This window comes from Streptomyces sp. NPDC030862 (assembly GCF_055571835.1).
Map to the genome: position 1 here is coordinate 636,761 of NZ_JBVIEN010000001.1, position 12,269 is coordinate 649,029.

The window sequence follows — 12,269 nt, forward strand, 5'->3', positions numbered from 1 at the left end:
CACGCACTGCACGTGTGGGGCTCCTGGGACGCGGAGGGCTGGATGGACAGACGGGACAGCACGGAACGGGCGCAGGGGTCACGCGCGCACGAGGCCCCGGCACAGGGCGCCCCAGCGCACGAGGCCCCGGCACGTGCGTCACGCCCCTATGACGTCGTGCTCTTCGGAGCCACCGGTTTCGCCGGGGAGCTGACCGCCCGCTATCTGGCCACGCACGCGCCCGCGCACTGCCGCTGGGCGCTCGCCGGGCGCAACCGGGACAAGCTGGAACGGCTGCGTGAGCGGCTCGCCGCCGACAACCCCGCCTGCGCCGAGCTGCCCCTGCTGCACGGCGACGCCGCCGACCCCGGCTCCCTGCGCGAACTCGCCGAGTCCGCCAGGGTCGTGGCCACCACCGTCGGGCCGTACATCTGGTACGGCGAGCCCCTGGTGGCCGCCTGCGCCGAGGCGGGCACGGACTACGTGGACCTGACCGGCGAAGCGGAGTTCACGGACCTGATGTACGTACGCCATGACGCGCGGGCCCGCGAGACCGGCGCCCGTATCGTGCACGCGTGCGGCTTCGACTCGGTGCCGTACGACCTCGGCGTGTACTTCACGGTCCGGCAGCTGCCGAAGGACGTGCCGCTCCGCGTCGACGGCTTCGTCCGGACCAACGCCTTCTTCTCCGGCGGAACCTTCGCCTCCGCGCTCACCGCGATGGGGCGCGGGCGCCAGATGATCCGGGCGGCGCGGGAGCGGCGGCTGCACGAACCCCGGCTGGTGGGGCGCCGGGCACGGGCGCCGCTGGCCGGCCCCCGGTTCAGCCGCGAGACCGGGGCGTGGGCGCTGCCCCTGCCGACCCTCGACCCGCGGATCGTGCAACGCTCGGCGACCGCACTCCCCCGGTACGGGCCCGACTTCCGCTACCGCCACTACGCGGCCGTCCGCACCCTGCCCATGGCGCTCGGCGGAGCGGCGGCCGTCGGCGCGGGGGTCGCACTCGCGCAGGTGCCCGCCGTACGGCGCTGGCTGATGGAGCGTTACGAACCGGGGAGCGGCCCCGACGCGGAGCGGCGCGCGCGCAGCTGGTTCAGCGTGCGGTTCGTCGGCGAGGGCGGCGGACGGCGGGTGTTCACCGAGGTGGCGGGCGGCGACCCGGGCTATGACGAGACGGCGAAGATGCTCGCCGAGTCGGCGCTGTGCCTCGCGTTCGACCCGCTGCCGAAGACGGCCGGCCAGGTCACGACGGCCATCGCGATGGGCGACGCGCTGCTGGACCGGCTGCGGGCGGCGGGCATCGTCTTCCGGGTGGCCGATGCCCGCTGACCGGAGGCGCGCTCAGGCCGTCGCCTCCTTCAGGGCGCGGCGGCACAGGGCGTCGGCGCGGCGGGTGGTCTCGGGGATGCGGTAGCGGGGCGTCAGGTGGAGGGTGTGCGCGCAGGCGTTGTCCAGGGTGACGCGGTGTCCCGCCGAGACGAAGACCGGCTTGACCGCGTCCCGGGTGCGCAGCGCCCGGCCGACCTCCTCGCCGTCGGCGAGCAGCGGGCTGGACGCGCCGCGCTGCGACGCGGGCTGCTCGTACGTGAAGGTGAAGGGGTTCTTGGCGACGCCGATGACCGGGCGGCCGGTGAGGACGCCGAGGTGGCTGGCGAGCCCGAAACGGCGCGGGTGCGCTTGGCCGTATCCGTCGCAGACCACCACTCCCGGGTCGGCGGCGAGGGCGTCCAGGGCTGCCAGGACCGCGGGGATCTCGCGGAAGGCCAGCAGGCCGGGGACGTACGGGAAGGAGACCCGGCCGACCGCGGTGGCCTCGTCGACGACGTCGAGGGTGCGGGCGTCGAGGACGACGGCCGCCGCGGCGACGAGGTCGCGTTCGTCGTCGTAGGCCACGTCGACGCCGGTGACGTGGCCGGTGCCCGGGGGCGGGCCCGGCTCGTCCAGGACGACGCGGCTGCGCAGCTCGTCCTGGACGGCCAGGGCTTCGGTCTCGTGGGCGGGCCAGTCGGCGGGCACGGGGATGATCGTCATGATGACGGTCACCTTACGGCCGTCCGCGCGCCGGGGGCCCGGGGGTCGGATCAGTACCAGGGCGTGGAGGCCAGGTCGTGGCCGTTGCAGGAGAGGATGGCGCGGGAGAGACGGCCGTTCAGGTTGTTGGCGATCTTGGTGTAGGCGTAGTTGATGCCGGGGTCGACGCTCTCGGAGACCCATCCCCCGCCGTCGGCGCGCTGGGCGACGGCGACGCAGCCCTGGGGGGCGTTCTCGATGCGGGCGAAGGAGCCGCACTTGGAGGAGTAGAAGTACTTGAGCGTGATGCCGGAGGCGCCGCTCGTGTACTTCAGCGCGAAGGTGCCGGAGCAGCCCGAGACGGTCGGGTACGAGCCCTCGTAGGCGTAGGCACCGTAGTTGCCTCCGCTGTACGAGGCGGCCTGGGCGGTGAAGGGCGAGAGGACGACGGCGGTGACGGCACCGGCGGCGGCCAGCAGGGTCTTGGTGGTACGGCGCATGGTCCCTCTTTCTGCGCTGCTCGTGGGGCTTGGAGCTCGAAGCGCGCTCACCGTAGGGCGGGAGGGGGCGATTCCGGACCGGAGCGCAGGAGGTTCGGCCGAATTTCGCCTAGGCGTGGGATGTATCTGCGGATATTCCGTGACGTATCACCTCGTTAGAGGGGGCGATTTTCGGACACGTCTGAGTTATCCACAACCCCCCGGGGCTTGTCGGCGGAGGCGGGTAGCCTGGCGCACATGTTCGTACTGGAATTGACCTACACGGGGCCGCTCGAGGCCATCGACGCGCAGCTGGACGCCCACATGGCCTGGGTTGACGAGCACTACGTGTCGGGTGTCTTCATCGCCTCCGGCCGCAAGAACCCGCGCGACGGCGGCGTGCTGCTGGCCGTCGGGGACGACCGCGCGCACATGGAGAAGATCACGGCGGCCGACCCCTTCGTCGCGGCCGGGCTGTGCGAGTACCGCATCACCGAGTTCATAGCGACCAGGACCGCGCCCGAGCTCGCCGCGTACCGCCAGCAGCCGCTGTCGTCCTGACGCCGCCGCGCCCCCGCGCGGGCGGGGGCGCGTAGGTCCGTCAGGGGTGGGCCGGCCGCTGCAGGCGTGCCACCCGGCCCTTTTCACCCGAGGCCCAGCAGCCCCCGTCGGCGGCGCAGTCGACGGTGTCGTACGCCCCGGAGTCGACCGTGTGCCAGGTGCGGCCGCCGTCCGTGGTGAGGTCCGTGCCCGTCGGGCCGACGGCGAGCGCGGCGGACCGGCTGTACGGCAGCCAGGCCACGCCGGAGCGGTAGGCGGGCGGCGGGGTGTCCGCCTGCCGCCAGGAGCGGCCGCCGTCCGCGGTGACCGCGGCCGCCTGCGGGGACGGCTGCCCGGTCCGGTAGTCGCCACCCACCGCCAGGCCGTGCGTCCGGTCACGGAAGGCGAGGGCGAACACACCGCGCGCCGGGTCACCGGCCGGGAGGGTGGAGTCGGCGACAGTCCAGTTCAGGCCACGGTCCGACGAGTGCAGTACGCGTGCGGCGGCGCCGCCTCCGGTGGCCAGCCAGACGTCTCGCGGGCCCGAGCTCACCAGGCACTGGCCGCTCGCGGCGAAGGCGGCCTCGCCGGGCAGCGCGGCGGGCATCCCCGCGTTCGGCAGGACGCTCCAGGACCGGCCGCCGTCGCGGGTCGCCAGGATGCGGTACCGGCCGTCCACCGGGTCGCTCACGGCGAGCCCGTGCCGGCGGTCGAGGAAGGTGACGCAGTCGTAGAAGGCGCGCGGGTCGGTGTTGCGGAAGGACTCGGTCCAGGTGGCGCCGCCGTCGTCGGTGCGCAGGATCCTGGACGCCTCACCCTCGCCGATCGCCAGCACCACCGCGCGGCGGTGGTCGAACGCCTCGATGTCGCGGTACTCCAGCGCCTCCCCGCCCGGCGGCGACACGTTCCGCCAGCTGCGGCCGCCGTCCGCCGTGCGCAGCACCGTGCCCCGGGAGCCGGCCACCCACGCACCGGTACGGCTGACGGCCGCGAGGCCCCGGAACCGTACGTCCGTACCGGTCGGCCGCGGGGACCAGACCGGAGCCTCGTGGGCGGTACCTCCGGGCGCTTCCTGGGCGGCCCCCGGGGCCGCTTCGGCCGGGACGGGCCGCGCCCGGGCGGTAGGCGGCGCGGCGGTCAGGGCCGCGGTCAGGGCCACGCTGAGTGCCGCCACGGCCAAGGCGGCCCCCGGGGTCACTCCGCTGCGTCCTCCCGGCCGCACCGTTCTCACCGTTGGTCTCGTCTTCCCCATGGGCGTCATGGCGGGGGACGGTGACACACGTCACGCCACTCGTCAATGCACGCCTTGGCCGAATCCATCGTCCTCACCCGTGTAAAGAGACGTACCCCAAGCCACGTGTGAGGGAGCAGGCCTTGTCCACCGTCATCGAGCAGGCCGTGCAGGCCCGCCTGGTCGCGTCCGCGCCCTGTATGGAGACCGTTCCGGCCACGCTCCGCTACGACCGGAAGGACCCGTTCGCCGTACAGATGGCGTTCCCCGCCCCCGCCACTCTGGAGGGCACCGAGGTGGCCTGGGCCTTCTCGCGGGAGCTGCTGGCCGCCGGCGTCGACCAGCCGGCCGGCCTGGGGGACGTCCGCGTACGGCCGTACGGCTACGACCGCACGGTCGTGGAGTTCCACGCGCCGGAGGGCGTCGCGATGGTGCATGTGCGCACCTCGGAGGTGCGCCGGTTCCTCCAGCGGGCCCAGCACCTCGTACCCACCGGCTGCGAGCACCGGTTCCTCGACCTCGACGGGGACCTGTACGAGCTGCTGCGCGACGCCCGCTGACCGCCGCTCCCACGCATCCGTCCGTAATTCCGTTGCCGCCCGGAGCCGTCGGGGCGTAGCGTCTTTCCCGGCCCTTGTCGTCGTCGATCGGAGTAGGACGTTGCTCGTCTGAGGTCTCGAGACACCGTGTCGCACCCCGCGTTCTCGGCGGTGTGCGCACTGATGTGTGCGACCTCGGCATAGAGCCGTACGCGCTGCGCCAGCCGTACGAGCCGCACGAGCCGTCCCGCGACAGCGACCGCCACTGCCCGCGGTGTCTCACCCGTTGCCCCACCCCTTTTCCTCACGCAACCGGGAGACCCGTATGTCTACCTTTCCCACCTTTATCAGCTGCACCGACCTGTCCTTCTCCTGGCCGGACGGCACCGAGGTGCTCGACGGTTTCCAGCTGGCGGTCGGCCCCGGCAGGACCGGCCTCATCGGCCTCAACGGCTCCGGCAAGTCGACCCTGCTGAAGCTGATCGCCGGAGACCTGACCCCGTCCGAGGGCTCGGTCCGCGTGGCCGGCGAGGTCGGTTACCTGCCGCAGAACGCCACCCTCGACACCGCCCTCCGCGTCGACCAGGCCCTCGGCATCGCCGCCACCCGCGCCGCGCTGCACGCCATCGAGGCGGGTGACGCGAGCGAGGAGCACTTCACGGCGGTCGGCGACGACTGGGACGTCGAGGAGCGGGCCCGCGCCCTGCTCGACCAGCTCGGCCTCGGCCACATCGGCCTGGACCGCACCATCGGCGAGGTCTCGGGCGGCGAGTGCGTCCTGCTGCGGCTGGCGGCCCTGTTGCTGGCCGAGCCCGATGTGCTGCTGCTGGACGAGCCGACGAACAACCTCGACCTGTACGCGCGCCGCCGCCTGTACGCCGCGGTGCGGTCCTGGCCGGGCGTCCTGGTCGTGGTCAGCCACGATCGCGAACTGCTGGAGCTGGTGGACCGCATCGCCGACCTGCGGGACGGTGACGTGGCCTGGTACGGCGGGCCGTACTCCGCGTACGAGGAGGCCGTCGCCGCCGAACAGGAGGCGGCCGAGCGCATGGTGCGGGTCGCCGAGGCCGACGTACAGCGGCAGAAGCGGGAACTGTCGGAGGCGCACATGAAATTGGCGCGGCGCAAGCGGTACGGGCAGAAGATGTTCGACAGCAAGCGCGAGCCGAAGATCGTCATGAACGCGCGCAAGCGGGCCGCCCAGGAATCGGCCGGAAAGCATCGCATCCTGCACACCCAGAAGCTCGCCGAGGCCAAGGAGCGGCTCGACGAGGCGGTGGAGGCGGTCCGGGACGACGACGAGATCCGTGTGGAGCTGCCTTACACCACGGTCCCGCCGGGCCGCGGCGTGCTGCTCCTGCGCGACCTGGAGCTGCGGTACGGGGCCCGGGTCAGCGGCGAGTGGGAGTTGCGCGGCCCGGAGCGCATCGCGCTCGTCGGGCGCAACGGCGCGGGCAAGACGACGCTGCTGCGCACGATCGCCGGGGAGCTGGAGCCGGTGTCGGGCGAGGCGGTGGCGCACGTCCCGCTGCGGTTCCTGCCCCAGCGGCTCGACGTACTGGACGACGACCTGAGCGTGGTGGAGAACGTCGCCCGCTTCGCCCCCGAGGCCACGCCCAACCGCATCCGGGCCCGACTGGCGCGCTTCCTGTTCCGCGGCGCGCGGGCCGACCAGCCCGCCGGGACACTCTCGGGTGGTGAACGGTTCCGGGCCTCGCTCGCCGCGCTGCTGCTGGCCGAGCCGGCGCCTCAGTTGCTCCTGCTGGACGAGCCGACGAACAACCTCGACATGGCGAGCGTACGGAAACTGACGGCGGCGCTCGACGCGTACGAGGGGGCGCTGATCGTGGCGAGCCACGACATGGCGTTCCTGGAGTCGATCGGCATGACGCGCTGGCTGGAAATGGACGGCGAGCTGCGTCCGACAACACCGGAATCCGTGGTTCCGTCACTCGAATGACGGACGCGACCAGGGAGTATGACCCACCGTAACGACACATGACCGGACCCGGGCTTGGCTGGGGCTTACGGCGCCCTTAACCTACGGTTTCGTAACCTACGAAGCCGTAGGTATGTCACGTCCCCAGGAGTAGCCGCATGACCCTCACCTCTCCCCACCTCGGCAGTTCGGAAGCGTGGACCGACGCCCGGCTGCTGTACGCCCTGGAAGAGGTGGTCGAGAAGGAGCTCAACCGCCATCTGAAGGTCGTCAAGGACTGGATGCCGCACGAGTACGTGCCGTGGTCGGACGGCCGCAACTTCCCGGGCCTCTTCGAGGACGGCGAGGCCTGGGATCCGGAGCAGTCCAAGGTCTCCGACATCGGCCGGATCGCGCTGGTCGTCAACCTGCTCACCGAGGACAACCTCCCGAGCTACCACCACGAGATCGCCACGCTCTTCGGCCGTGACGGCGCCTGGGGCACCTGGGTGCACCGCTGGACCGCGGAGGAGGGCCGGCACGGCATCGTCATGCGCGACTACCTGCTCGCCTCGCGCGCGGTCGACCCGGACAAGCTGGAGCAGTTCCGGATGGCGCACATGAGCGAGGGCTTCGAGTCGGACAACCGGCACTCGATGCTGCACTCGGTCGCGTACGTCGCCTTCCAGGAGCTCGCCACGCGCATCTCGCACCGCAACACCGGCCACCAGTCCGGGGACCCGGTCTGCGACCGGATGCTGGCGCGCATCGCGACCGACGAGAACCTGCACATGGTCTTCTACCGGAACCTGCTGGGCGCCGCCTTCGAGCTCGCGCCGGACCTGACCATGCAGGCGGTACGGGACGTGGTCGTCAACTTCCGGATGCCGGGGCACGGCATGCCGGGCTTCGAGCGGGCGGCCGCGCAGATGGCCATCGGCGAGATCTACAACATGCGCATACACCATGACGACGTGCTCCAGCCGGTGCTGCGCTTCCTGAAGGTCCTGGAGATCGAAGGGCTCGGCCCGGAGGGTCTGAAGGCGCAGGAGGAGCTCGGGCTGTACATGGGTGGCCTGGACGCCGAGGCGCGGAAGTTCGACGAGAAGCTCGCGGCGCGCAAGGCCCGGCTGGCGGCACGCGCGGCCGGCTGACGCGAGCCCTCCGGGAGCATGCGGCCGAGCGGCGCCTCCGTCACCTGCGACGGGGGCGCCGCGCACGCGTGCGGCCCCCGTCGCAGGTGACGTGCAGACGTACGGAGAAACGTTCCCCATCGATCAGTGGGCCACGAACACCACCCGGGAGGGTTACGGCGTTTCGGCGCATTGCTGCAGATCTGCCAGGGTGGTCCGCCATGGACCAGCATCTCCGTGTCGACCGTGACCAGTTGGGCCGTTTCTCCCATGCGTTGGGCGAATCGCTGACCTCCCTCGCGGAGGCCAGACGCGCGCTGGAGCACGTACGGGCCGATCAGCTCGGTACGCCGGAACTGGACGAGGCCTGCGACGGCTTCCAGGACCGCTGGAAGTACGGCGCGGAGCAGCTCGGTGTACGGATCAAGGCCGTGCACGAGGGGGTGCGGCTGAGCCACCAGGGGTACGTGCAGCTCGACCACGCGATCGCGTCGGCGTTCCGGGCGGTGGGCCGCCGTGACTAACGCCGCCTTTCCCCACTTGGGCTGGAACCCGGCGCCGGGGAGCCCGGCGGAGATCGCCGCGCTCCGGTCGAAGCTGACGTCCTCCGCGGCCGCGCTGGGTACGGCGCACCGCCTGGTGCGCCAGCTGCTGGGCGAGAGCTCCTACTGGGCGGGCGAGGCCGCGGACGCCTTCCGCGAGGCCCTGGACGGCGAACTCCCCCGCTACCTGGGCAACGCCCACCGCTCCCTGACCAAGGCGGCGGACCGCCTGGGCACCTGGCACGACAGCCTGGTCTCCTTCCAGACGACGGCCCGCCGCTACGAGACCCAGGCGGCCCTCCACGCGAAGTCCCTGAGCACCGCGGAGTCCACCCACGCCGCGACCACCTCCCGCGCCGACGCCTCCCCCTCCGACCTCCACGCCGCGACGACCGCCCTCACCGAAGCCCGCGAAGCCCTGCAACACGTCCGCCGCCTCGCCCGCGAGCTGGAGGACACCCACAGGGTGGAGGCGGCTCGCGTGGCGAAGTGCCTCAACGAGGCGACGGACCGGTTGGCTCCGGAGGAGCCGGGGGTGTTGAGCAAGGCTCTCGACTGGATCAGCGAGGACCTCGGCGATGTGCTGTCCGACGCATCTGCCGTCATGGGCTTCGCCGGCCTTGTGCTGGGGGTTGCCTTTCCACCGGTTGGCCTCGGTCTGATGATCCTCGCCACCGGAGCGAGCATGGGAGCGCTGGCCCTGCATCTTTCGAACGATAAGGTGCGCACCTCACTGCGAGACGGCTTCACCAAGGGTGAGTTCGACGCCGACTTCTGGGACAACGCCGTCACTCTCACCGGCGACGCCCTGGGGTCCGTCCCAGGCGTTGCTGCCTTGGCACAGGGTGCCAAGGCAGTTCGTGCGAGTTCTGCCCTGGCCGGGTCTGATTCCCTTGCTGGTTTGGGAGCAGGAGCACGCGAGTTCGCCAGCGCTTCCAAGAGTTCGATGGATGAACTCCGGAACATCGAGAACCCTCTTACGGAGTGGGCACTCCGAGAGGCACACCCAACGGTGAGAAGCAGTGTCAAGTACGGCATGCCGGCGACGGGCGCGGTGACTGCCGCCAGCCATTACTCATCCCTCGATGAAAACGATACGTTCTCCAACTCGGCTACAGCAGTCGACGGTACGAGAGTCGCTATCGAAGATGCCCCGACATCAGCAGCCAGGATCGCGCACGCATGGGCCTCGCTCTCCCGTTGACAGCCTGTAAGGCGGTTTCATGAGCACCAAAGAAAATGCTCCCCCAGTCTGGTTTCGATTGCCTCCCGGTTTCCACTCCCTCGAAACCATCACTGACGAAGCCCTTACGCGGGCCGTCACCTCAGTCGTTACGCCTCTGCTAGGGCAAGCACCGGAGGCCGACCAAGCGTTGCGGGACGCACGCGTGTTGACGGAACTCATGACGGCGCTGTTCCATCGAGGGGCCGCTTTTCTGGCTTTCGGCCTGCACCCCGATGGCGCCCACGGAGCGTGCATGTCGCTTTTCTCGCTCTCCACGATCAGCACAGCAGCTCCCTCACCACACGTGGCCGCGGCTCGTACGGGCATCACACTGGCCGACTCGTCTGCATGGCGAACACGGAGTTGCAGACTTCTCGAGCTGCCCACCGGCGTCCCCGCGGCGATGGTCGCAGGGACGTTGGCCCCTCCAATGGACCTCGTGCAGCGTGCCGGGATCTCACCGCAGGCGGGTGAAGTATTTCAAGCCCGCATCGCGGTGCCGTACCCGTGCGGTTCTCATGTCGTGGTCGCCGACTTGGCGAGCGCGGCCACACGCCATGCAGATTCCTACACCGACATCCTCGAGGGAATTGCTTACACGTTCTCGTTTTCACATCCGGAAGACGATTCCAATTCCGCCGCTGCGGCACCTACTTCACGAATTATGGAGCTTCTCACGTGACACCACCACCGACACCGGCACCTCTACTGAAGAGGGCTATTGATCACGCACCGACGATTCGGGGGCATGGCCGCCTAGTGATCAAACGCTGGGCCTGGCTTTTCTCCACAACCGCTCTGGCGGCGGTCTCCTTCTATGCATGCATCGCATGGAGGTCGATCGGGCTTACCATCCTGTGCGTGCTCTTCTATCCGTTCATACTGCCACTGGCAATGGTGGCGCTGCGGCAGGCGCAGCGTGTAAAGGCAATCCTGAGCACGTACCCCTGGGTAGCGTATCCGTGCTCATATCCTCCGCGGTCGCTGGAACGACCAGTCGTGATCCGCATCCGGTTCAGTGAGCATTACGCGCCCACCCTCCGGATCACGCCCTTCTCGGTCGAACTGGCCCGCAAGCAGAACCCTCAGCCCGACATGATCTGGTTCGCCGGGGACCCCCGCTACGGCGGCGTCGTCTCGCCCGTCGGCGGGCACTACCCCGTGCGAGTCGTGCCCGAGGACATGGGGGACGGCGTGCCGGGCGGAGCCCCCGCGGATGACGTGCTCGCGGAGCAGGCCGGTCTGGTCAAGGGCGGAAGAGCTCGGCGGAGTTGAGGCTCAGCGGCTGTTGCGCCTCAGCGCGTGCCGTTCCTTCTCCGAGAGGCCTCCCCAGACGCCGAACCTCTCGTCGTGCGTGAGCGCGTACTCGAGGCAGGCCTCGCGGCCCTCGCACGCCGCGCACAAGCGCTTGGCGTCGCGGGTGGAGGAGCCCGGGTCCGGGAAGAAGAGCTCCGGGCCCGTCTGGGCGCAGAGGGCGGTCTCCTGCCAGGAGAGTTCGTGGTCGATCGTGGTCGAGGCATTGGTGTGGATCGGCATGGCGCACACGCTGCCCCGGCGGGATAAACGACGCCTCAACGAATGATCAACACGGCGCACCGCGGATCGCTCCTCGTCAGCATGGGCTTCCGTGACGTGATCGGCAAGGGCGCCATGCCGCGCGCGTATGATCGGATCATGACGATCAGAAAGGCTCATGCCGCCTAGGCGCCCCGTACCGCGCCCCTCGGCGAACGCGCCGCCGGGTCCTCCGTGTTCACCCGTGGAGGCCCGTGTCAGGAGACGTTCCGAGGAGTCGGCAGCATGAAGACCACCCCTTTGACGCCGTACGCGCGGTTGCCGCGTGCGTACCGCGAGATACCGGTCATCGCGAGCACCGTCGATGCGTACGGACGTGCGCACTGGCTGCTCGGCGAGGCCGGCGGCAGGACCGGTGAAGGGCCGTACGACGCCGTCATGGTGACGGTGGACGAGGGGCGTGCGGAGGAGACGGAGCTCAGCGCGGTGCGGCCACGGCGGCCCATGATCGACGCGTTGCCGGACGGCGGGTTCGTCTTGGCGGCCGGGCGCAGTCGCCCCGACGAACAGCATGTGCAGGTCTTCGACGCGCTGGGGAAGCCGTCGTGGACGTTCCGGGTGGGGGACGGCATCGAGCACCTGCTCGCCGACGAGGCCGGGGACCTGTGGGTGGGCTACTTCGACGAGGGGATCTACGGGGACGACCCGCTCAGCTGGCCGGGGCTGCGGCGGTGGAGCGGTACCGGTGAGCCGCAATGGGCGTACGCCCCGCCCGCCGGGAACCAGTACATCTGGGACGTCTACTCCCTGAACGTGGACGGGGATGCCGCCTGGTCGACGCCGTACGGCGCGGGCCCCCTCCTGGAGGTGCGGGGCGAGGAGGTGCGCGTGCGCTCGGCTCCGGTGCGGATGGCCACCGCGCTCGCCGTGCACGGGGATCGGGTGGTGTTCCTGAGCGGCAGCGGCAAGCCGACCGATCTGCTCACGTACGGGCGGCTGACGGACACCTCCGTCGAGTCGGTGATGGAGCGCCGGCTCGTACGGGCCGACGGGCGGGACGTCGGGCGGTGCCGGACGGTCTGCCGGGGTTCGCGGATCTTTCTGCGGCACACGTCGGCCGTCGACTGGGAGGTCCTGGACCTCGCCGGCTGATACCCC

The 12,269-nt window shown here is 70.7% G+C and carries 15 protein-coding genes; 11 read left to right on the forward strand and 4 right to left on the reverse strand.

Annotated features, from left to right (window positions below; genetic code table 11):
• Positions 1 to 42 precede the first annotated feature (42 nt).
• Complete coding sequence (locus ACZ42X_RS02915; protein ID WP_468283590.1) at positions 43 to 1,308, forward strand: saccharopine dehydrogenase family protein; 1,266 nt, start codon at positions 43 to 45, stop codon at positions 1,306 to 1,308.
• A gap of 12 nt (positions 1,309 to 1,320) precedes the next feature.
• On the opposite strand, the gene ACZ42X_RS02920 is transcribed toward ACZ42X_RS02915, so the two are convergent.
• A complete protein-coding gene (locus ACZ42X_RS02920) occupies positions 1,321 to 2,010 on the reverse strand; it encodes an endonuclease V (protein WP_468283592.1) in 690 nt (229 codons plus the stop codon).
• Between the two features lie 50 nt (positions 2,011 to 2,060).
• A complete protein-coding gene (locus ACZ42X_RS02925; protein ID WP_468283594.1) occupies positions 2,061 to 2,489 on the reverse strand; it encodes a hypothetical protein in 429 nt (142 codons plus the stop codon).
• Between the two features lie 237 nt (positions 2,490 to 2,726).
• Here ACZ42X_RS02925 and ACZ42X_RS02930 point away from each other — a divergent pair, with 237 nt between their 5' ends.
• Positions 2,727 to 3,029, forward strand: coding sequence for a YciI family protein (locus ACZ42X_RS02930; protein ID WP_468283596.1), 303 nt, complete (start codon positions 2,727 to 2,729; stop codon positions 3,027 to 3,029).
• Between the two features lie 40 nt (positions 3,030 to 3,069).
• Here the strand turns inward: ACZ42X_RS02930 and ACZ42X_RS02935 are convergent, their stop codons facing one another.
• Positions 3,070 to 4,269 carry a WD40/YVTN/BNR-like repeat-containing protein gene (locus tag ACZ42X_RS02935; RefSeq protein ID WP_468283598.1) on the reverse strand — a complete coding sequence of 400 codons (1,200 nt, stop codon included), beginning with the start codon at positions 4,267 to 4,269 and terminating at the stop codon, positions 3,070 to 3,072.
• A 113-nt stretch (positions 4,270 to 4,382) separates the two neighbouring features.
• On the opposite strand from ACZ42X_RS02935, the gene ssgD reads away from it, so the two are divergent.
• The 7 genes from ssgD to ACZ42X_RS02970 all read left to right on the forward strand — a co-directional run bounded on the left by ssgD (position 4,383) and on the right by ACZ42X_RS02970 (position 10,871).
• A complete protein-coding gene (gene ssgD / locus ACZ42X_RS02940) occupies positions 4,383 to 4,799 on the forward strand; it encodes a spore wall synthesis regulator SsgD (protein ID WP_468283600.1) in 417 nt (138 codons plus the stop codon).
• 304 nt (positions 4,800 to 5,103) lie between these two features.
• Positions 5,104 to 6,738, forward strand: a complete 1,635-nt coding sequence (locus tag ACZ42X_RS02945; RefSeq protein WP_468283602.1) for an ABC-F family ATP-binding cassette domain-containing protein — start codon at positions 5,104 to 5,106, stop codon at positions 6,736 to 6,738.
• A 137-nt stretch (positions 6,739 to 6,875) separates the two neighbouring features.
• Positions 6,876 to 7,850, forward strand: coding sequence for an acyl-ACP desaturase (locus tag ACZ42X_RS02950; RefSeq protein WP_468283604.1), 975 nt, complete (start codon positions 6,876 to 6,878; stop codon positions 7,848 to 7,850).
• Positions 7,851 to 8,050: 200 nt separating this feature from the next.
• Positions 8,051 to 8,353 (forward strand): hypothetical protein, encoded by a 303-nt coding sequence (locus ACZ42X_RS02955; protein WP_468283606.1) that lies wholly within the window; start codon positions 8,051 to 8,053, stop codon positions 8,351 to 8,353.
• The gene (locus ACZ42X_RS02960; RefSeq protein ID WP_468283608.1) at positions 8,346 to 9,575 is read left to right on the forward strand and encodes a putative T7SS-secreted protein; all 1,230 of its coding nucleotides are present in this window, start codon (positions 8,346 to 8,348) and stop codon (positions 9,573 to 9,575) included. Before ACZ42X_RS02955 ends, ACZ42X_RS02960 begins: the two co-directional genes overlap by 8 nt.
• Before the next feature lie 19 nt (positions 9,576 to 9,594).
• Entirely contained in the window at positions 9,595 to 10,278 is a 684-nt protein-coding gene (locus tag ACZ42X_RS02965) for a hypothetical protein (protein ID WP_468283610.1), read from the forward strand.
• Positions 10,279 to 10,595: 317 nt separating this feature from the next.
• On the forward strand, positions 10,596 to 10,871 hold the full coding sequence (locus ACZ42X_RS02970; protein ID WP_468283612.1) for a hypothetical protein: 276 nt from the start codon (positions 10,596 to 10,598) through the stop codon (positions 10,869 to 10,871).
• 3 nt (positions 10,872 to 10,874) lie between these two features.
• Here ACZ42X_RS02970 and ACZ42X_RS02975 read toward each other — a convergent pair whose 3' ends face one another.
• Positions 10,875 to 11,132 (reverse strand): WhiB family transcriptional regulator, encoded by a 258-nt coding sequence (locus ACZ42X_RS02975; RefSeq protein ID WP_468283614.1) that lies wholly within the window; start codon positions 11,130 to 11,132, stop codon positions 10,875 to 10,877.
• 42 nt (positions 11,133 to 11,174) lie between these two features.
• Here ACZ42X_RS02975 and ACZ42X_RS02980 point away from each other — a divergent pair, with 42 nt between their 5' ends.
• Complete coding sequence (locus tag ACZ42X_RS02980; protein WP_468283616.1) at positions 11,175 to 11,300, forward strand: hypothetical protein; 126 nt, start codon at positions 11,175 to 11,177, stop codon at positions 11,298 to 11,300.
• Between the two features lie 96 nt (positions 11,301 to 11,396).
• The gene (locus ACZ42X_RS02985; protein WP_468283618.1) at positions 11,397 to 12,263 is read left to right on the forward strand and encodes a hypothetical protein; all 867 of its coding nucleotides are present in this window, start codon (positions 11,397 to 11,399) and stop codon (positions 12,261 to 12,263) included.
• The last annotated feature ends 6 nt before the right edge of the window (positions 12,264 to 12,269 follow it).

Bases quoted from the DNA above. Each gene is read 5' to 3' on its own strand.
- ACZ42X_RS02945 (WP_468283602.1), top strand. From the start codon at position 5,104: ATGTCTACCTTTCCCACCTTTATCAGCTGCACCGACCTGTCCTTCTCC.
- ACZ42X_RS02915 (WP_468283590.1), top strand. From the start codon at position 43: ATGGACAGACGGGACAGCACGGAACGGGCGCAGGGGTCACGCGCGCAC.
- ACZ42X_RS02925 (WP_468283594.1), bottom strand. From the start codon at position 2,489: ATGCGCCGTACCACCAAGACCCTGCTGGCCGCCGCCGGTGCCGTCACC.
- ACZ42X_RS02920 (WP_468283592.1), bottom strand. From the start codon at position 2,010: ATGACGATCATCCCCGTGCCCGCCGACTGGCCCGCCCACGAGACCGAA.
- ACZ42X_RS02935 (WP_468283598.1), bottom strand. From the start codon at position 4,269: ATGACGCCCATGGGGAAGACGAGACCAACGGTGAGAACGGTGCGGCCG.
- ACZ42X_RS02930 (WP_468283596.1), top strand. From the start codon at position 2,727: ATGTTCGTACTGGAATTGACCTACACGGGGCCGCTCGAGGCCATCGAC.
- ACZ42X_RS02980 (WP_468283616.1), top strand. From the start codon at position 11,175: ATGATCAACACGGCGCACCGCGGATCGCTCCTCGTCAGCATGGGCTTC.
- ACZ42X_RS02955 (WP_468283606.1), top strand. From the start codon at position 8,051: ATGGACCAGCATCTCCGTGTCGACCGTGACCAGTTGGGCCGTTTCTCC.
- ACZ42X_RS02975 (WP_468283614.1), bottom strand. From the start codon at position 11,132: ATGCCGATCCACACCAATGCCTCGACCACGATCGACCACGAACTCTCC.
- ACZ42X_RS02965 (WP_468283610.1), top strand. From the start codon at position 9,595: ATGAGCACCAAAGAAAATGCTCCCCCAGTCTGGTTTCGATTGCCTCCC.
- ACZ42X_RS02950 (WP_468283604.1), top strand. From the start codon at position 6,876: ATGACCCTCACCTCTCCCCACCTCGGCAGTTCGGAAGCGTGGACCGAC.
- ACZ42X_RS02985 (WP_468283618.1), top strand. From the start codon at position 11,397: ATGAAGACCACCCCTTTGACGCCGTACGCGCGGTTGCCGCGTGCGTAC.